This window comes from Roseiconus nitratireducens (assembly GCF_008629675.1).
Taxonomy (GTDB): Bacteria; Planctomycetota; Planctomycetia; order Pirellulales; family Pirellulaceae; genus Stieleria; species Stieleria nitratireducens.
In genome coordinates, this window is the sequence record NZ_VWOX01000004.1 from 1 (window position 1) to 19,735 (window position 19,735).

The following is a 19,735-nucleotide window of genomic DNA, read 5'->3' on the forward strand; positions in this document are numbered from 1 at the left end:
CTGCATCGGACAGTGGCTGCGTCCAGCGGCGAGGAACGTCGCGATCGCCAACTGGCGGCGTGCGTGTCCAGGCATTCCGACCGGCGAAGATTCTCTACAGATCTCCCGCGAACTGCAGCCGCGGGTCGTCCAGGCCCAGACGCTTCATCTTCTTGTAGAGCGTCGTGCGATTGATCTCCAATGCGTCGGCCGTTGCCGCTCGGTTCCATTGGTTTTGCCGCAGCGAATGCAGGATGATTTCGCGTTCGGGAACTTCCAACGCCTCTCGCAGGCTCTTGCCGTCCAGGTCACTCGGCACCACATGGGGCCTGGTGGGCACGGGTTGCGCACCGGAATCACTTAGCGAGGCAGCCATCGGATCGGCGACCAATCCCAGCACTTCTGGCGGCAGGTCCTCCGCGGTCAATCGGGGTGATCGCGAGAGCAGGACCGCACGTTCCACAACATTTTGCAGTTGGCGGACATTGCCGGGCCATTGGTAGGCCTGAAGCTTGGCCATCGCGGCGCTGTCAAAACCCTCGATGTCCCGATCGCAAGTCTCAGCAGCTTCACGCAGAAAGTGTTCGACCAACAGCGGGATATCCCCGACGCGTTGACGCAGCGATGGCAAAACGATGTTCACCACGTTGATGCGGTAATACAGATCCTGGCGAAACGTTCCATTCCCGACGGCTTTGGAAAGATCTTCGTTGGTGGCCAGGATCACCCGGGTATCGACGGAATGCGTTTTCGTGCCGCCGACCTGCTCGAATTGCAATTCCTGCAAAACGCGGAGCAGTTTGACTTGCATGGCGGCACTGGCGGTCCCGATCTCATCCAGAAACAGGGTTCCCCGATCGGCCAATTGGAATTTCCCCACCTTATCGACCGAAGCTCCTGTAAAAGCACCTTTGACGTGCCCGAACAGTTCGCTCTCGAGCAAGTTGTCGGGCAGCGCGCCGCAGGCGACTTCCACAAAGGGTTTTCCCCGACGAGAACTCCGCTCGTGAATGGCGCGGGCGATCATGGACTTTCCAGTCCCATTTTCACCGGTGATCAGGATCGACGTGCGGGCGTCCGCCACACTGTCCACCATGTCGAACACCTTCAGCATGCGGTAGTCGTGGCTGAGGATGTTTTCCAGACCGCTGCGACGATCCAGTTGACGACGCAATGTTTGGTTTTCCCGCGTGATGTCCCGATGCGACACCGCGCGTCCGATCGCCAATTGAAGCTCATCATCAATCAGCGGTTTGGTCAGCAAATCGAAAGCGCCGGCCCGAATGGCTTCCACCGCGGTGTCGGGCGTGGCGTAGCCGGTCATGACCAGGACGGTGCATTCTGGCAACGTTTCGCGTACATGCGAGATCAATTGGAATCCGTCCTCGCCACCGAGTCGCAGATCCGTGATCACCAGCTCAATTTGATGCTGCTGTAAAGAAGCGTGGGCTCCTTCCAGGCAATCCGCCACGTACACGGTGTGCCCCAATTCGTGCAGCCATTCCGCCATCGATTGAACGAGGTGCCAATCATCGTCGACAAGCAGAATCGAGACGGACGGTTTCATGTCGCAGGCTGATTGGGGCGCGGGCAGGCGGCAAATCCGGTGGTCAACGCAAGAAACCTCCGGCACTTGTTTCTAGGTCACCATTTGCCGCTGAGCAAAACCGCGTCACGGATTTGTCTGGCCCCAGCCCGTCGGACGCCGCCGACCAGCCGGCAGGATCCGCGCCGCCCGTGTTTGCCGCCGCGACGAGTCCGTCGCCGAGCAAAAAAATCCAGAAAAGCGTGAAAATTCGCGTTTTTTGGGGTCCCGAAACGCCTCAAAATCGCCATTACTATCTGTGCCCCCCCCCTTTTCAAGCACATGGATGCCCCAGAGATGTCTGGTGATCGCTAAGGAAATCAATGCCCATTCACACGCTGATTGTTGACGACCACGAAGCGACTCGCATCGGGCTGTCGCATCTTCTGCAAAGCTCGGGTTTCTCCATCACGGCGACGGCCGCCGACGGTGAAGATGCGCTTCACCGGTTGCGATCGGCTCAGGTCGATCTGATTTTGGCCGACGTACAGATGCAGGGCATGGATGGACTGGCCCTGCTGATCTCGCTGCGAGAAGAGGACAATCCGATCCCGGTGGTTTTGATGAGCGCACACGACAGTCCGATCTACGTCGCCCGAGCCGCCGCCAACGGAGCCCAGGACTATCTGCTGAAGGACGATTCGGTCGAGACCATTCAGCAAACGTTGGAGCACGTTTGCAACAATGGCCACCCCCTCCCGCAAGGCCGATTGGATCGCGTTCAGCAGAAACTCGCTCAACCGATTCGGGCAGCGGAGTTGCCGCCCGAATTTCCTTTGACCAACCGAGAAGCGCAGGTCCTACGACACATCGCCTTCGGCTTGAGCAATCGGGAGATCTCCAACTCGCTTGGGATCAGCATCGAAACCGTCAAAGAGCACGTCCAAAACATTCTTCGAAAGATGGACGCCTCCGATCGCACGGACGCGGCGGTGCGAGCCGTCCGAGGCGGTTTGGTCTAGTTAGTCGGTCGATTGCTGCGGCGTCCGACACCGACGGATCACCGAATCGAGATAGCCTTTCAATTCTGGATCCTGCGTCGTGATCGAAAAACCCTGGTCGCTGGGCCGTTGGTCGACTGCAAGACGCATCAGGTTGTGCGCCAAATAACGCCCCTCGCCGAGCGTCAGATGGATCGCATCCCGGTACAGATCCGTCAGCTGATCCAGGGGGGCCTTCCCCGATTGCGTCTCTTCCGCGATCAGATGAAGTGCGTCGGTCGCGAACGTCTGACGAATCTCTCGATCGGGAAAGTCTTCTTGAAGTTGCTCGATCAGGGCTTGGAAGTAGGCTGGACTGTGCACCATCGTTGTCGGCTTCTGCTGTTGATACTCCTGAAGCAATGTGGCACTGCGTGCCCACCCGGTATGCACGATGACGATCGCGGAGGGTTGCAGTTTCATCCAATGCGAGATGGCGGACAAATCTTCTTGTAGCGATGTACCGTAGTGAGGCTGGAAACAGACATAGTCGTATTGCAATTGCTGCAGTGCGATTGGCCAGAGTCGCGACGACGCGACGCACGGATCTGCGGGGTGATCAAAAATGTATTTCAGACTTTTGCCACAGTCCACGTGCCAGTTGACGTAGTGCTGCAAATCGGACGGACGTGTGTCCCAGGTCAGCGAGTTGCCGATCAGATAGATTCGAGGCTCGCGTTCCAGAATCGTATTGTCCTCCAATTGGATCGCGGACTCCGGGGTGTTGTTGTAGCGAACCGCTGGCGTTTGAGTGGTTTCCAGCTCCCACCGGTTGCCGGTGGCGACATTCCGGCCGGCCCGGTGGAATCGCAACGGAGACTTGGCGATTCGACGAAACTGGTTGTCGGAAATCTGCAAGCCGGTGGAACCTTCATCCAAGAACATTCCGTTGGACTCCGCGCGGCCGGCATTCAACGGAATGTCGGTGATGTCGTTGGCCTGCAACCGCGTCCCTGGCTGACGCCCCAAAGTGTAGATCCCGCCGCCGTCGCTGAGCACTTGCATCACCCGCCGGATCTGGTTGTGATGAACGTGGTTGTCGCCCGCCGGCGAAGGTTGATCGTTCCAGATCCAGCCGAGCGAGATTCCAGTGTAAGGGCAGTCTTCGATCAGGTTTTCGGCGATCTCCAGACGACGATGCAACGGAGCCCAGATGGCGACACTTCCCGGCAACACTTGACCGCAATCGCGGATTTCACATCGGACGATTTGGTTGTCGGTCGGCACCTGCTCGGGCGCGGAACGGTACCACGGTTGACCTTCCACCCGCCGGTGATTGTCCTCCCCAAGGTTGATCGCGTTACCGCCGATATCGGCGAAGGTACAGTCTTTGACGACACACCGCGTCGACCGACTGCCCAGCCAAAGCGCCGTGTTGCCGATGCCGCGAAATGAGCAATCTGTGAGCCGACAATTCACACCCCGCTGGATCTCCACGGCCGCCGAAAGCATCGGCCGATCCTGCGTCGCACGCCGGCCGTCCGCGTTTCTCGGTTCATGCATGGTCGCCTGGGCACCCGCCAATCCACCGGCGGGCATCGGGAATCGCGTCCCCTGAAACGTGATCCGCTCGAATGCCAACGATTCAATCTTGCCGGCTGAAGCATTTCCGTCGGAACGTTCGCCTGCCACCACCAGGCGCTCCAGCACCGGCAACTCGACCGCCGGCGGTGCCGATTCATTGCCGGCGAGCAACACGATTTCGTTGGCGGATCTGTCGAAGAACCATTCCCCGGCGAGATCTGCAAACTGGCGGTGTCCCTCCAACCAATATCGAGGCTGTTTCTCGAAATGGTCGATTGCGTAGTGATCGGCCGAACAGCCAATCGGACCAACCGTCGTCAAGCGGCGCTGCCCTTGGTCGATGCTCGCGACGGGAAGACGGCTGCTGGACCAGTCGTGAAGAAACACCAAATCGCAGACTCCCTGATCAACCATCAGGTCCTCGGGGAGATCGCCTGCCGCGAAACGGAAACCGCTGCGGCGGTCTTCCGCGGCTTGTTCGATTCGATGGTAACCCACATTCGGTTCGCGCGCGGGCGAACGCAATTTCCCATCAACCAGAACCAAGCGAGGTACCGGACCACCGTCAACGGACACATTCAACGGAAAATACCAGCGATCGCCGCGGCGATCGGGTGCGGCCAGCGCTCCGCAACCCGAAAGCACGGTCTTTCCACCGTCCGCACCGCGAAACGTCAGTCCTTCACCGACGACCTGTTCGGACAATCGGATCGGCTCGGTCAACCGAATTGTGCCTGGCGGCAAGGTTACTGTCAGCGGCGAATGCTCGCCCATGTCTCTCCGCCGCGTGATGGCGACGAGGGCCCTGCGAAGGGAGTCCTCGGTCGGTTGTTCAACGGCAACCCGATCTTCCGCGGCCAAGGGCAATGCGGAGACAGCAACGATCGCGAACCAGCACGTGAGCAAACATCGAAAGATCATGACGGACCGTGGGGACGAAGAAAAATCCGAGAGACAAAGTTTTCGGAAGGGCAGGGAAGGGGAGGGGAGGGCCGCGGCGGGGAAGTCATCGCTTGCGACATCGGTTTGGCCGATTGGATTCGACCCGACCGGTGGGCTCCGAAATACGCGAACGCTGCTCGGTCGCGTCAGCTTTCCAGCCCGCGAACGCCCGCGGCGGTGCTGCTGCCAAATTGGTCAATCTCAAGGCCCATCCGCTGAGCAAACGAAACGAACAGGTTGGCCAACGGAGTGTTTTGCGTTTGATCGTGAGCGACATAAGCGCCGTGCCGGTAGCCGCCCCCGGCCACCAGGATCGGCAGATTATGCCAGTCATGGGCACTGGCATTCCCGAGGTTCGATCCGAACAACACCGCCGTGTGATCCAACAAGGTCGCACCGTTTTCCTTGATGCCACGCAGCTTGTCCAAGAATTCCGCAAAGACCTGAAACTCGGCCTGCTCGATGATTTTCAGTTCTTCGATCTTTGCGGGGTCTTTTCCGTGGTGGGACAACCCGTGCCAATCGCTGCTGACGCCATCGATCTTGGGGACCGAATTCATTCCGGCCAGCAAGTAGGTCACCGTTCGAGTGGAATCGGTTTGCAGGGCCAGCGCGATCAGATCGTACAACAACCGCTGCCGACCGATCGCATCGGATTTGTCGGTGATGTCTTGGGGAACCTCTTGATCAACCTCCGGCTTTGGACGTCGCACCCAGCCTTCGGATTGTTGCAGACGTTGCTCCAGGTCTCGTACCGCGGTCAAGTACTCATCCATCTTTTCCCTGTCCGCACGTCCCAGCTGACTCTCCAGCATCCGCGCTCGGCCGCCGACCGTGTCCAGAATGCTGCGTCCGCGTTTCAATCCCTGCACTTCCTGATTCACCTCCTGGGGAGTCCCGTCGATGAACAGTGCCTTGAAAACCTGCGAAGGAGACTGAACCGCGGGAATCCCGACGCCATTGGACGTCCACGAGAGCCCTTCGCCACTGGTGGACAAAGAAAGGTACGGATACCGAGTTTGAATACCGATCTGTTGGGCGATCAGCTGATCGATGGAGATCGTGTTTTTGAATCCCGCCAGTCCCGGACGTGGTGCCGACGTCAACCAGGTCAGCGACGACGCATGCCCGTTGTTTCCCTGCTGTTCGGGGTGCGAAAGTCCAGACAAGATGGTCAATTTGTCGCGGTGTGCTGCGAGCGACGAAAGATAAGGTGTCAGCTCATACTCTCGCCCCTCGCTTTCGGGAAACAGAAAAGGAGCGTGAAAGCCCAACGTCCCGCACATCGCCACAAACCGCTTGGGCGATCCGCCTTCGACGGTGGCGCCCAGCGCCCGCCGGCCGACGGACGGTCCCATCGCTTCCAGCAGGGGCAATGCGATCGCCGCAGCGCCGGCATTGCGCAGCAAGTGGCGTCGACTGAGCGGTTGTCGCAGAAGTACGGAGGCAGACTTCATCGTCTCTGGTCTCATTTTTTTCGAAAGATTTCACTGGCCACGACCGACTGCACCAAATCCCGGACACCGTGTCCCTGGTCTCGCGATTGATTGACCAGACGTTCAATTTCCGGCCGGTCAGAAAACCCCATCTCACGTCCCGTCGCGAATGTTAACAACTTGGTCACCAACGTTTGGGCCAATCGGTCCGGGTCCGATGCCAACAAGCGTCGAAACTGGACATAGTTTTCGAACGTGGTCCCATCCGACATGCGTCCGGTCGCGTCGACGGGGGGACCGATTCGATAGCGGACCGGTCGACCATGCGCGATTCGATCCACCTTTTCGCCTTTGCCCAAGCTGCGAAAATGGTCACGCCATCCGCCAATCGGATTGAAGCTTTCCAGCGCGAAGCCGGGGGGATCGATCATTGAGTGACAATGCCGGCAGGAGTCAACGTCGCGGTGCTTGTCCAGCAATTCTCGCAAGGTCGAAGCACCGCGGATATCGGGTTCCACACCCGGAATCCCTGGCGGTGGCGGCGGCGGCGACACGCCCAGCAATCGTTCCAACACGTACACGCCGCGAACAACCGGCGACGTATTGGTGCCGTTGGCCGACACCTTCAACACGCTGGCTTGCCCCAACAAGCCTCCGCGGACGCTGTCGCGGGGCAACGTGACCTGCCGAATCTCCGGCCCGAGCTTCAAATCCAGGTCATAGTGCTCTGCCAATCGGTTGTTCAGCATGGCAAATTCCGAATCCACCAGATTCACCACGCTGGCATTCTGTTCGATCAATGCGGCAAAGAATCGACGAGATTCTTCCAACATCGACGCCTGCAGAAACGAGTCATATTCAGGAAACAGCTTTTGATCGGGACTGGTGAAATCAATGTCACGCAGATTCAACCAGGCGTCGGTAAAATCCTCCACGAACCTCTTACCACGAGGGTCCTTCAATAGACGCCGGCTGTGCCGAAGCAATGTTTCGGGATTGCCTGTCAAACGGCCGGCGTCCGCGTCGGCCAGCAACGCCTGATCCGGCGTGGTCCGCGTCAGGAAGAATGACAGCCGAGCCGCGAGTGCGTGATCATCCAACCAGTCTGCCGATTCTCGCAAGAACAAGAAGTCGGGAGAACAAAAGATGGCGGCCACAGCCGTGCGGAGCGCCGGTTCAAAGTCGATACCATTGCCTCGCTGCTGTTCAAACAGTTCCAGGAAGGGAGCGATCTCTCGGTCGGTGACCGGACGCCGGAAGGCGGCACGCGCCACGCGTCGAATCGCCTGTGCGGTATCCCGGGACGGATCCTCCGATCGGATCTCGAACTCGGCCTGCCTTGATCGTCGCGACTGCCGAGACTTGCCCGAGGTCGTCTCGACACGATCGATGCCGTCAAAGATCAAACGGTGCCCGCGACTGGGAAACGACTCGGTGATCGGTCCTTCCAAACGAACGTTCAGGATCGCCAGTCCGGGGCCTTGATATTGATCGATCCCATGCTTGCGAATGGAGTTGTCTTGATCGGCAATTCCCCACGGTTCCAAGTCGATCATGTAGCGATCATCGATCCAGGCTTCGATCTGGACGGTTTGCGCCGGCCCCGGTTCAAAGGCCCGGTAGGCAAACGTCGGTTTTTCAGCCCCGCGAGCAAAGGTGGTCGCCCCGATCGAGAACGTGATTGGTTCCCGGGATTGGTAGGCGTAACCGGTCACGGCCACCTTGTACCAGCCTGCTTGGTGGACGTTGGCCGTCCGCAACATGCCGGTCGGATAGCTTTGCGACCGAAAGAAGACGACGGCGCCATCGTCCAAAAGTTTCCAGGACTTTCCCAGGTGGACTTCACCTTCCCGCGTCTGGGCGTAATTAGCATCGGTCACCCGGATTTCCGGCGGCTCCGATGTCGACGCGATTGCCTGGTCCATCACCGCGTCAGCGGCGTCGATGTAGGACTGCAATTGAACCATCGACAAGTTCAGCGACGCCCCCACATTGTCGAATTCGCGAAACCGGCCGTCCTCCGGCAACATCGACGCCAAATCCAAATGGGTCCCGAACAGATCGTTCATCGTGTTCTGGTACTCACGGCGATTCAGCCGACGCAGGATGGTCCCTTTGGACTCGGCGTGCGACTGATGCAAGGATTGCTGCAGGGTGCCCAAGAAATCCCGACGATCGTCGGCAGACGGTTGCTCCGCGTCCGCCGGAGGCATTTCGCCATCGCGAACGCGGTCGAAGACGCGCTCCCATGTCGCAAACGTCGCCCGGTCTCCCAGGTCCGTCGAAATCGTGTCCAGCTGTACCCCGCCTTCATCGGCGCCGTCCCCGTGACAGTCGAAACAGTAACGGGAAAAAAACGCCCGACTGGGGCCGGCCAATTCCTGCGCACGGCCGGGCATGGCGAAACAGCCCAGCAACAAAGTCAGTACGGTGATCGCAGAGACAAAGACCGAGGAGAAAAAACTTCGTGGCATCGCTATCGGCTTCGCCGTCCAACGGATCGATCGGGGACAGGGTGGGACACCGTTCAGTTGGTGCGTGACGCCATCGGGGCAGGGAGCACCAGGGAGTCACTTGTCCGTGAAGGACATCCATTTTTGCTTGCGACATGATTCGTCGACAATCATTGAATCCACCGAATAGGTATTTGGACCCAAAAATGCTGGGAGCAGACCCATCCGAAGCGTCGCAGACGGAACCAGCAACACGTGGCATCGCTGCAGCGATTGCCGATTTCCCCTAGACTGACGGGTCACCAACGACGTTTCGCCAACCGACCATTGCGTGGCCGCGGGGCGACGCCGTGGATGCGGCTGAAGTCTTGCCGAATGACCACCAGCCTGGCGAACCCGTTCGCCCCTCCCAACAATCTCTGATTCGAATCCCCCAGGTTTCCAATACCGTGCGTTTGATTACCACCTTGCTGATTTTGACAGGTCTTGCCAACACACTTGCCGCCCAGGTGGCCGATTGGCAGCCCGTGAAAGACTCCATGCTGACCCGGTGGGGGCGTTCGCTAACGCCGTCCGACGTGTGGTCGGAATACCCGCGTCCGGGGCTCAAGCGGCCTCAATGGACAAACCTGAATGGGCTTTGGCAGTACGCCGTGACCGATTCCGCCGAACGGCCGGATTCGTTTGACGGCCAAATTCTGGTCCCCTTCGCCATCGAAGCACCACTGTCCGGCGTTGGGCATCTGCTAAAGCCCGACGAAGTGCTTTGGTATCGCAGAACCTTCAGGCATGAAAACCAAGCCGATCACCGCTTGCTACTTCATTTTGAAGCGGTTGATTACGACACGGAAGTGTTCGTCAACGGCACCTCCGTCGGCAAACACGTCGGAAGCAGCGACCCGTTCAAATTCGACATCACGGACCAGTTGCAGGAAGGCGAGAACGAATTGACCGTCCGAGTCATCGATCGCACCGCCACGCCGCAAACACTCGGCAAGCAGAAGCTGAAGCCAAAGGGGATCTACTACACGCGGGTCTCGGGCATTTGGCAAACCGTCTGGACAGAATCGGTACCCAAACGCCGCATCGACTCGATCAAAATGAAACCGCGTCTGGCGGATCGGTCGCTACGTGTCCTGCCCACGCTGGCCGGCACACCGCTGGATGGAGAACAGGTCCGGGTGACGGTGACCGACCGTGATGGCAACGCGGTGCTGGCCGATGCCTCGTTGATGGCGCACTTTGAAACCGTCCACCCGTGGTCACCCAGCGATCCGTACCTGTACGACATCACCGTCGAACTGCTCGACGGCGATGGTGAAGTGGTCGACCGCGTTGAAAGCTACGCCGGAATGCGTGAATTCGATATCGCCCGTGACCAGGCGGGCGACTTGCGGATGCGAATCAACGGCGAGTTCATCTTCCATTGGGGGCCGCTGGACCAGGGGTGGTGGCCCGACGGTTTGCTGACGCCTCCCTCGGATCAAGCGATGCGCTACGACATCGAATTCTTGAAGCAAGCGGGCTTCAATACGATCCGCAAGCACATCAAAGTCGAACCGCGCCGCTACTATTACCACTGCGACAAGATCGGAATGTTGGTGTGGCAAGACATGCCTTCAACGGGCGAGCGGCCCAAATGGACACGGATGGCGCCCAATCCGCCAGAAGCCGAGAAGTCGGATGGCGATCGCAAACAGTTTGTCACTGAACTGAAAGCCATGGTTTCCAACCTCCGCAATCATCCTTCCGTCGCCGTTTGGGTCCCATTCAATGAACGGTGGGGACAACACGAATCGATCCGCACGGCGGCGTTGATGGAGAACTTGGATGTCCGACGCCCAATCAATCTGGCCAGCGGCGGAAACTTTTTCCCGGCGGGCGACATCGCTGACCACCATTCCTATCCCAATCCGGACTTCCCTCTCAACGACGAACGGTTCGACGACTACGTGAAGGTCGTGGGCGAATTTGGCGGTCACGGCTGGATGGTGACGGAGCACCTTTGGAATCCAGATCGCCGCAACTGGGGGTACGGCGGTCTGCCCGAGACCAAGGAGGAGTACGTCCAACGCTATCGCGAAACGTTCTCCCAACTGATGGACCTCAAACAGCAAGGAATCGCGGCGGGCATCTACACGCAGACCACGGACGTGGAAGGCGAAATCAACGGGCTGATGACCTACGACCGTGAAGTCCAGAAGATCCCCGCCAAGACCCTCGCCGAAATCCATTCACCGCTAAACGACTGACCCACCGACGGCGGGCCAAGGAACAGCGGGCCAAGGGACGGCGGGCCGAGAGGTATTGAAACCGAGCACGGTGATCGATCCTCGGACATCACCCGCCGGCCTGGCGAGAGCGTGACCCCGTCAGAGCCGATCGGTTTCTCAGCGGGGAGATCTCCGCTCGTTTTCGTCTCGGCGCCGTCAACGCCGAAACGACACTTTGGCATGCTCCGGCACGCGATTCAGTTCGCCGGCGGTGCCGGCGGCATCGGCGTGACCGTTGCGGGCTCCAACGGCGGTGCGGCGTCAGACGCGGGCGCGGTATCGGCTTCCGGTGCCGTGATGACAGCTCCGGCGGGCAGATCGGTCGCCGGAGGCACGGGGTAGCTCCCGGACAGATCCATCGCATCGCAGACGCATCCGCCGTCGCACGCCGGGCCGCCGCAACACCCGCCGCCGCGGCCCCGATTGACCTTTTCCGCGGTCCAGGTGTATTCGCAGGCGGGGCACTTGTACTTTTCCGTTTTCAACACGCAGACCTTGCGAAGACGGGCGCCGTTGTGGACACAGGCGGAACAGCCTCGTCCGCCACAGCTGTCGCACGCGGCACATGCAGCCTTCTTGGCGTGCTGCCATGGAAACACGACGCGGGGAATGCAAATCACTTTCGCTTCCACGTCAAAGCACTGCTTCTCGACTTCGACCTTCTCCGCCGACAACTTGCAAACGTGATCGCAAACGGGACAGCAGGCATGACCGGTTTGGTCAAACAACTTGCCGTGGCCCGCTTCGGCCCGAGGCGAAAGCAGCGCGGCGAATGCCAACGCGAACAAGCACGCGAGTGTGAGTTGGATCTTTTGGTTCATCTTTGATTCGTCCGTGAGAGTATTGCGGGTGGGGCTGCGCGATCGGGTCTAGAAATCGATCATGTAGCGGAAGCCCAGGATGCTGAAGTCGCCGCCGATTCCCGCCGCTAATGGAACATCATCAAGCCCCTGACCGCCGTTTTCAATTTCACCAACCACGTAGTTGCACTGGATCTTCGAATAGGCCGTCCAGTACCAGTTCAGACCGGCAGTGATTCCGTAGCCCCGTCCCCCGCGGATGTCCGAATCGGAAAGGTCCAGGTAGTCACCACGAAGCGCCACGCACAGTGCCCCCCAGCCTTTCCCGGTGCCGCCGCGACAGCGATCGACGACGAAGAAGTTCTCGAACGGTTTGACTCGATCGATCGTGCCCGACGTGCGATTGAGCGGGATGTATTCGCCCGTCAAGAAGTACGATGCGAACAGATAGCCCCCTTGAAAATGAAGGTTGCTGCCGTTGAAACCACCCGCAGGATCGCGCTGCACCCAAGTGTTGATGTATTCGCCGGTGATTTGCAACGCACCGATGTTCAACATCGATTCCAACCCCAGTTCCTGGTAGCCTTCGGACCCCAGGATTCGGTTGGTGTTCCACCATCGGGAATCGCTTCGCGCCAGCGGCCGCGTCCGAAACCTGGCCTCATTCTGGTTCTGGTCGTTGTCGATGGTCCCGTCGCCATCGGTGGTGTTGACCGACCCGGAAAGTCCCCAGTGCCAGTAGCCACGTCCGCCACTGATTTCGTCGTACCAGGGACTTCCCGACAGACGACCGTACAGACCGGCTTCGTCATAGTCGCCGCGGTAACGACCGTCGGTGCTAATGTTTTCCAGCAGAAACGCTCCATACCGCCAGTGCACCGACTCGGCGTCGTTGTAACCGTACATGCAGACACCCAAACGTCGCGCGTCCTCGTTGAACGCTTCGACGGCCAACGGTCGCTCGGCGAACACGTTGTGGCGGCTGCTGTTCAGGTGATCCAAACCGATCGGGCGCTTTTGGTTTCCGATCAACAGCGTCTGATTGTGCGGCAGATTGTTGAATCCGAGGTACACGTCCTTCATCTCCGCCGATGACGGATTGTTGAAGTCCAACTGGATTCGGTACAGCATGTTTTGGGGAACGGTGCCGGTCCACGTCAGCCGGATTCGGCGGAAATCCCAACGATCTTCCGGATCGTCATTCGGATCCCCCGTCTCAAGCTCGTTGACCCCCGGGTCGCTGTCCAAAAAGTTCCAGTTGTCCAGGTGAATTCGGCCGTTGAGCTTGTACGCCGGCTTCTTCTTCTTGGCGTCCGCGTCGCTTTTCAGCTCATCCTGGTAATCCTTCCAGCTGGTTTCCAACTCTCCGACGCGTTCCAGCAGTTCCTCGTATTCACCGATCGGAACCGTCCCTGCGGGAAAGGACGAACGGGTATCGTCGCCGTCCCCATCGGTTTCGATCAGTCCCGTGTCCGCCTGATCGATCACGTCGTTTTGCAGCATTGCCGTCTGGTAGGTCGGCAACAACGCATCGTTGTGCGATAGAAGTCCCAAACCATCATCGGCCTGAGCGGACGCGAGGCCCGAAACGAAACTGAGTGCGAGCGCGACGGTGGTACGTCGGCAGCGCGCTGAGAGAGATGGTCTCATCGCTGTTGGTCATCCATGAACTAGTCGATTCACTCCGTCCACCGGTCGATCCTTCAACCGGATGCGGACGGATTCCGCCAATCAATGAGCCGAGATCCAAACCAAGGTGTCACTCGCCTCCAGGTGCCCGAATCGGAATAAACGTAACCGGTGCTACGGCCCGATCCCTTGATTTGCCATCGCTTTCACAATTACGAAACAAACGATCGGCATCGCCCGCGACGGGAACGCAATCGGACGGACCCGAACAATCCGTCGATAGCGACACCACCGGGTTGTCCCAATCCGCACAATCGTCTGGCTTTTCCAAGATTCGAGGGGTAGAATGAAGCGAATGTTAAGAAACCATGAAGGTTTGGGCATCGCCGGTCGTTCTCTGCATAGGCGTGTCGCGCTTTCAAGAAACAAGAGGGTCTGATGAAAGCACTCCAGTCGAACCTCCGCTCCATCGAAGACGCCATCTGCCAGCAAGCCGATCGCGCCGAATCGATGATCCGATCCGCCTATCGAGGATTGTGCGAACGTTGCCTGGGAACTGCCGACGAAGTGCGTTCCATGGAGGTCCAAATCAATGACTTGGAAGTCCTGATCGAAGAACGTTGCCTGACCCTCTTGGCGCTGCAACAACCCGTCGCCAGCGATCTTCGCCGCGTCGCAGCGGCGTTGAAAATCAATGCCGATTTGGAACGCATCGCCGACCTGGCTCTCAAGCTGGCCGAACGGACCGAGTCGCTGATCGACTACCCCGAAGTTCTGATTCCGACCAAACTTAGCGAGATGGTGCTGTGGGCGATCGGAATGGTCCAGGACGCAAAACAGGCGTTCGTTGCCAACGATCCGCAGTTGGCCCGTGAGGTCTGTCGCCGTGACAGCGAACTGGACGAGATGAATCGCGCCGTGATTGATGAATTGGTCGCGACGATGGAGGCCAATCCCCATCAGGTGTCCATGTACCTGCACGTGTTCTCGGCTTCCCGAATCGTCGAGCGAATCGGTGACCACGCGACCAACATCGCCGAAGACGTCGAATACGTTGTCGAGGGAGAAATCACCCGCCATCGATCCGGCAAGACGGCGGGACGCGCCAGCGCGTGACCCCGGCCGCATTCGCGGATCAATCCGACGGCCGTGTTTTCGCGGCCGACAGGTCGGCGATGGGATTCAGCGCACACGGAGAGCATCAACCGGGAATCTGCCGGACCTCCGAATCGGCCACGGAATACGCGGCCGCTATTGCAACCGCGCGACGTTCGAGCGGCTTCTCGCTCGGACAAACCAACCGCCTCCCGGCCGTGGCCCTGGTCGTCAGCTTGCCGACCATCGGATGAACCACTGGCCGCGTGAAGCCGGTCGGGTGGGTCGTGCCGCCGCTTGTCTTTCTTTCCGGCAGGGCCACGACATGGAACCGCCGCCACCCCTCGCGGGTGGCTGCGACCGATCGCCACGAAGCGGTAGCGTTTCTGACGGTTAGACGGGTGTTGATCATCCAAATCGCATGACCGCTCCACCCTTTTGTGACCGCACGCGGTTCCCGCAAGCTAATTTCAAATGCGGTCGAACGCGGACTCGTGCTTGTTCAATGGCGCCGCGGAGGAGTTGCCTGACATTTTCCCACGTCCCTGCAAGACAAGTCCCTGGAAGACATGATCCACGTCCAGCATCTGTCAAAGACCTACCAGGATCTTCAACGGGGAAGGTTCGTGGCGGTCGACGGCGTGTCTTTCTCGGTGCGGGCGGGCGAAATCTTCGGTCTTCTGGGTCCCAACGGTGCCGGAAAGACGACGGTGCTGCGGATCTTGAGCACCATCCTGGAACCGTCCGGCGGCATTGCGACCGTCGCGGGATTTGATGTCGTCCGGGACGCGGCCGATGTGCGACGCAACATCGGTTTCGTCAGCAACAACACCGCGATCTACGACCGGATGACCGCCTGGGAAATGGTGCAGTACTTCGGACGGCTGCACGGCATGAAATCCGATTTGCTGCGTCAGCGACTGGAAACACTTTTCGACCAGTTGAGGATGAATGAGTTTCGCGATGTGCCCGGCGCGAAGATGTCGACGGGTATGAAACAGAAGGTTTCCATCGCGCGGGCCATGGTCCACGACCCGCCCGTGCTGGTCTTCGATGAAGCCACTCTGGGTTTGGACGTTCTGGTGGCTCGCAACCTGCTGTCGGTCATTCGATCGTTGCGCGAGGCGGGCAAGTGCCTGATCTTCTCGACACACATCATGAGTGAAGTGGAACGGCTGTGCGACCGAATCGCGATCATGTACCGCGGCAAGATTCTGGACACGGGAACACTTGATGAATTGCGGGGGCGGCACCGCGAGGACGATTTCGAGGAGCTCTTTTTCGGCCTCCTCAGTCAGCACGAGCAGGAACGTCGCAACGGCGATCTCGACGGATCGGTGATGGCCGACCCCGGCGGATGGTCGGTCGCCGCGACCGCTCCGGGAGAAACATCGGCATGAGTGCACGCACGAGCGTGATTCGCTCGACGGAGGAAGATACCGATCGCACGCGGTTGTCGGCCGTTTGGTTGATCTACCTTCGCGAGATGCGCGACCAACTGCGGGATCGGCGAACGTTGTTCACGATCGCCGTCCTGCCGATCATGTTGTACCCGCTGGTCGGCATGCTGCTGATGCAGATCGCCCAGTTTTCCCAAGAGAACCCGACCTCGGTGTGCCTCATCGGCAGCGAGCATTTGGAAGGGGCTCCTCCGCTGATCGAGGGAAGCCAATTGGCCGCCTCCCTGATCGACGCGCCCGAATCAATCCAGCTCAGAACCTACCGATATGACGAATTGAGTTCCGACAGCGGTTGGAGATCCCGCGCCGAAGGCTGGGTCCAGGCGGGCGCCTTCGATGTCGTCGCCGTGATTCCGCCCAACCTGGCAGGTGAAAAGTCGGCGGAGGCTTCCGCCGCTGCCGATTCGACGACGGATGGCAATCAGTCAACGCCAAGTTCAGCGTCCGGTTCGAATGATGCGGAATCCGTGGAACAACCGCGCATTGAGATGCTGTACAACGTCGGCAGCGATCAATCAGTGCTGGCGCGGGAGCGGCTGGTCGGTGTGCTTTCCGCTTGGCGAGGTGAATGGATCAAACAGCGACTGGCCCACGTGGGGATCGATCCCGATTCGCTGCTGCCGTTCGAATGGTCAGACAGCAACGTTGCGCCGCAACAAACACGGGAGGCAGCTTTCTGGAGCAAGCTGTTGCCTTTCATCATGCTGGTCTGGGCGATGACCGGCGCTTTCTATCCCGCGATTGATTTGGTCGCTGGCGAAAAAGAACGCGGCACCCTGGAAACGCTGCTCTGCAGCCCAGCGCTGCGAAGCGAAATCGTGTGGGGGAAATTGGCCGCGGTGGCAACCTTCAGCATGTCCACGGCACTTCTGAACGCGGGCAGCATGCTGATCACCAGTTCGCTGGTATTCAAAAATCTGAACATCGCCGGCGCGTCGAGCTCGCTGGGCGCGCCGCCGCTGGCCCCCATGCTGTGGCTGCTGGTCGCATTGATTCCGCTTTCCATTCTGTTTAGCGCGTTGGCGTTGGCCGTGGCAGCGATGGCACGTAGCAGCAAAGAGGGTCAGTACTACCTGATGCCCCTGATGATGGTCACATTGCCATTGGTGATGCTGCCCATGCTTCCCGGCACCACCTTGAATTTCGGTACCAGTTTGATTCCGGTGACCGGAATGTTTCTGCTGGTGCGATCGCTTGTTGAAGGCCAGTATGCATCTGCCGTGTTCTTCGTGCCCATGGTGCTGACGGTCACGGGCAGTTGTTTGTGGCTGGCGGCGCGCTGGGCCCGGCGCCAGTTCGAAGACGAATCGGTATTGTTCGGCGGCGGTGAGCAGTGGGAACTGGGCATGTGGGTCCGGCACCTGTGGCGGGATCGCCAGACCGCGGCGACGCCGGCCCAGGCCTATGCGTGCGGGGCGATCATTCTGGTCTGTCTGTTCTTCGCCCGGCTGACGGTCAGCGAAATGCCGACAACGTTCGCGGGGATCGCCAAGCTGGTGATGATGCCGCAAACCTTGATCGTGTTTCCCGCCTTGATCATGGCGGTGATGCTGACGACGTCGACTCGACAAAGCCTGCGCATTCGCATGCCTCACTGGACCACGTTCCCGATGGGCGTGTTGCTAGCGATCACTTTGCATCCTTCCTACATGATGCTTTCCAAGTTCATCAACCACTTGTACCCGGTCAGCGAGCAGGCGGCCGAAGCGATGCGTCCGTTCGCTGAGCAGATCGCTGCGGCCCCCTGGTCAGCCGTTTTGCTGTTGATGGCGTTGCTTCCTGCGGTCTGCGAAGAGCTGGCTTTCCGCGGTTTCATTTTCGGCGGACTGGTCCGAGAGAACGGCAAGCTGCGGGCGGTCGTGCTGACGGCGCTGATGTTCGGGATTTCGCACGGGGTCCTGCAACAATCGATCGCGGCCTCCATGATGGGATTGATCCTCGGATGGATCACGCTGAAAACCGGAAGTGTCTTGCCGGGGATACTGATTCACTTCACCAACAACGCCCTCTCAGTCTCGCTCGGACGGATCGCAGAGAGCAACTGGCACGCGGCTTCGTTGTTCCTTCAAGAAACGGAAATGGGGCCCGTTTATCAACCCTTCTGGACGCTGATCGGGATGGGGGTTGCCGCCACCTGCCTGCTGTACTTCGGGACGATGAATCCGGTCGTCGACGAAAGCGATTCGGAGCCGGTGGAACAGGGGCATCGAGACCTGATCGATCCCACTGCGGCACTAGCATCGGCATGACCACGGGGCCCGGATGCGGGCAATCAACCAGCGTTCAAGTCCCGATCAGCCCCATGATGGTTCGAACGCTCAACAGAAGCGTCACGGCCAATCCGAGGTAATTCAGCGGAGTCACCCAAACCGGCAACAAGCCGGTTTGGATTCGCCGCGCTTGCCAGATGATGGTGATGGCCAGAGCAGGAAAAGCGATCACGGTCAGTGATTGGGCGACGACAATGAAGTCGGCCAGCGGCACCTCGGTCAACACACCGATCGCCGCCACGACCCAGCCCAACAGGAGCACGCCAACGGTCGTCAGCCGTACGTGAATGGATGACAGTTTCGACGGCATCCCCAGGGCGTCGCAAAAGACAACGGCGCCGATCAATGCGTTGACGACGAATGAGCTGACCGCGCCGGCCAGCACGCCGGCGGCAAACACGTACCGCGCCGCATCACCAAACAACGGATCCAACGCGCGGGCAACCGCCGACGCGTCGGTCAACGATTCCGGAGCAACCTTCAAATGCAACGCGGCGGCCCCCGTGATCAGGATCATCATCGTGATCAGCCCCAGCGAACAAATTCCAACAAAGGTATCTAGAACGCCCAGCCTGAAATCCGAAACGTTCCATCCTTTCTCGCGAACCTGATACGACTGGTAGAAAGCTCCGGCCACGGAAAACGTCGTCGCCACCAAGGCTCCGCTGGCCATCCAGGAGACCGTATCGATCCCCTCGGCCGTACTTCCACGTGGCAGCGACGGGATCAATCCGGACAGGATTCCATTCAGCGTGGGCGAGGCGAACCACAGATTGATTGCGAATGCCACGACCATGGCCGCCACCAGCACCGCCATCGTCTTTTCGATCACGCGGTACAAATCCCGTCGGCTGGCCCACAGCAATCCGATGATCGCAAAGTTAAACACCAGCGGCACGGCGGTGCGGACCAGTCGCGAACTGAGGGCGGACGCGGCCGCGGGTTGTCCCGCCTGGGTGTCGACCGGGTCCATGAATCCCTCGGCCGCCATCAACATCGCGTTGTTGTTGGACGCCTGGAACATTGTGATGGCCACCAACATCGCGCCGCCGACCAGCCAGGCGATCGGACGACCGAAAGCTGACGCGACGGCTCCGCAAGGCGTCTCCCGCTGTGAAACGCCGATGGCCATTGACGTCACCGTCAAAGAAATCATCAACAGACTTGCCAGCGGCACCAACCACAACAACTGATAACCGTATTGGCAACCGACGCGTGAAGCGCTGACGATGCTGCCCGGCCCCAGAACCACCGCGGCAACGACAATCGCCGGACCGATCCGGCGCAGCAGAGAAAGGAATTCGCTCAT

Annotated in this window: 12 protein-coding genes; 5 read left to right on the top strand and 7 right to left on the bottom strand. The window is 59.5% G+C overall.

Going from position 1 to position 19,735, the window contains the following annotated elements:
* Positions 1–94 precede the first annotated feature (94 nt).
* Positions 95–1,546, bottom strand: a complete 1,452-nt coding sequence (locus FYK55_RS07970; RefSeq protein WP_150075882.1) for a sigma-54-dependent transcriptional regulator — start codon at positions 1,544–1,546, stop codon at positions 95–97.
* A gap of 341 nt (positions 1,547–1,887) precedes the next feature.
* Here FYK55_RS07970 and FYK55_RS07975 point away from each other — a divergent pair, with 341 nt between their 5' ends.
* A complete protein-coding gene (locus FYK55_RS07975; RefSeq protein WP_150075883.1) occupies positions 1,888–2,526 on the top strand; it encodes a response regulator transcription factor in 639 nt (212 codons plus the stop codon).
* On the opposite strand, the gene FYK55_RS07980 is transcribed toward FYK55_RS07975, so the two are convergent.
* The 3 genes from FYK55_RS07980 to FYK55_RS07990 form a co-directional block, all read right to left on the bottom strand.
* Positions 2,527–4,989, bottom strand: coding sequence for a right-handed parallel beta-helix repeat-containing protein (locus FYK55_RS07980; protein ID WP_150075884.1), 2,463 nt, complete (start codon positions 4,987–4,989; stop codon positions 2,527–2,529). It lies immediately after the preceding gene.
* Between the two features lie 167 nt (positions 4,990–5,156).
* Positions 5,157–6,467, bottom strand: a complete 1,311-nt coding sequence (locus FYK55_RS07985; protein WP_150075885.1) for a DUF1552 domain-containing protein — start codon at positions 6,465–6,467, stop codon at positions 5,157–5,159.
* A gap of 11 nt (positions 6,468–6,478) precedes the next feature.
* The gene (locus tag FYK55_RS07990) at positions 6,479–8,920 is read right to left on the bottom strand and encodes a DUF1592 domain-containing protein (protein WP_150075886.1); all 2,442 of its coding nucleotides are present in this window, start codon (positions 8,918–8,920) and stop codon (positions 6,479–6,481) included.
* 446 nt (positions 8,921–9,366) lie between these two features.
* Between FYK55_RS07990 and FYK55_RS07995 the strand changes: the two genes are divergently transcribed.
* Positions 9,367–11,151: a glycoside hydrolase family 2 protein gene (locus FYK55_RS07995; protein ID WP_161604370.1), complete on the top strand. Its 1,785-nt coding sequence runs from the start codon at positions 9,367–9,369 to the stop codon at positions 11,149–11,151.
* A 218-nt stretch (positions 11,152–11,369) separates the two neighbouring features.
* On the opposite strand, the gene FYK55_RS08000 is transcribed toward FYK55_RS07995, so the two are convergent.
* Entirely contained in the window at positions 11,370–11,993 is a 624-nt protein-coding gene (locus FYK55_RS08000) for a hypothetical protein (protein ID WP_150075888.1), read from the bottom strand.
* A gap of 48 nt (positions 11,994–12,041) precedes the next feature.
* Entirely contained in the window at positions 12,042–13,526 is a 1,485-nt protein-coding gene (locus FYK55_RS08005) for an OprO/OprP family phosphate-selective porin (protein WP_235908518.1), read from the bottom strand.
* A gap of 513 nt (positions 13,527–14,039) precedes the next feature.
* Here FYK55_RS08005 and phoU point away from each other — a divergent pair.
* The 3 genes from phoU to FYK55_RS08020 all read left to right on the top strand — a co-directional run bounded on the left by phoU (position 14,040) and on the right by FYK55_RS08020 (position 18,405).
* Entirely contained in the window at positions 14,040–14,717 is a 678-nt protein-coding gene (phoU, locus tag FYK55_RS08010) for a phosphate signaling complex protein PhoU (RefSeq protein ID WP_150075890.1), read from the top strand.
* Positions 14,718–15,265: 548 nt separating this feature from the next.
* Positions 15,266–16,096 carry an ATP-binding cassette domain-containing protein gene (locus FYK55_RS08015; RefSeq protein WP_150075891.1) on the top strand — a complete coding sequence of 277 codons (831 nt, stop codon included), beginning with the start codon at positions 15,266–15,268 and terminating at the stop codon, positions 16,094–16,096.
* Positions 16,093–18,405: an ABC transporter permease subunit/CPBP intramembrane protease gene (locus FYK55_RS08020; protein ID WP_150075892.1), complete on the top strand. Its 2,313-nt coding sequence runs from the start codon at positions 16,093–16,095 to the stop codon at positions 18,403–18,405. Before FYK55_RS08015 ends, FYK55_RS08020 begins: the two co-directional genes overlap by 4 nt.
* Positions 18,406–18,439: 34 nt before the next feature.
* On the opposite strand, the gene FYK55_RS08025 is transcribed toward FYK55_RS08020, so the two are convergent.
* Positions 18,440–19,735 carry an NRAMP family divalent metal transporter gene (locus FYK55_RS08025; protein ID WP_150075893.1) on the bottom strand — a complete coding sequence of 432 codons (1,296 nt, stop codon included), beginning with the start codon at positions 19,733–19,735 and terminating at the stop codon, positions 18,440–18,442.

What these genes read in the sequence shown, in the direction of transcription:
- FYK55_RS07970 (WP_150075882.1), bottom strand. Translation starts at nt 1,546, where the DNA reads ATGAAACCGTCCGTCTCGATTCTGCTTGTCGACGATGATTGGCACCTC.
- FYK55_RS07975 (WP_150075883.1), top strand. Translation starts at nt 1,888, where the DNA reads ATGCCCATTCACACGCTGATTGTTGACGACCACGAAGCGACTCGCATC.
- FYK55_RS07980 (WP_150075884.1), bottom strand. Translation starts at nt 4,989, where the DNA reads ATGATCTTTCGATGTTTGCTCACGTGCTGGTTCGCGATCGTTGCTGTC.
- FYK55_RS07985 (WP_150075885.1), bottom strand. Translation starts at nt 6,467, where the DNA reads ATGAAGTCTGCCTCCGTACTTCTGCGACAACCGCTCAGTCGACGCCAC.
- FYK55_RS07990 (WP_150075886.1), bottom strand. Translation starts at nt 8,920, where the DNA reads ATGCCACGAAGTTTTTTCTCCTCGGTCTTTGTCTCTGCGATCACCGTA.
- FYK55_RS08000 (WP_150075888.1), bottom strand. Translation starts at nt 11,993, where the DNA reads ATGAACCAAAAGATCCAACTCACACTCGCGTGCTTGTTCGCGTTGGCA.
- phoU (WP_150075890.1), top strand. Translation starts at nt 14,040, where the DNA reads ATGAAAGCACTCCAGTCGAACCTCCGCTCCATCGAAGACGCCATCTGC.
- FYK55_RS08015 (WP_150075891.1), top strand. Translation starts at nt 15,266, where the DNA reads ATGATCCACGTCCAGCATCTGTCAAAGACCTACCAGGATCTTCAACGG.
- FYK55_RS08020 (WP_150075892.1), top strand. Translation starts at nt 16,093, where the DNA reads ATGAGTGCACGCACGAGCGTGATTCGCTCGACGGAGGAAGATACCGAT.
- FYK55_RS08025 (WP_150075893.1), bottom strand. Translation starts at nt 19,735, where the DNA reads ATGAGCGAATTCCTTTCTCTGCTGCGCCGGATCGGTCCGGCGATTGTC.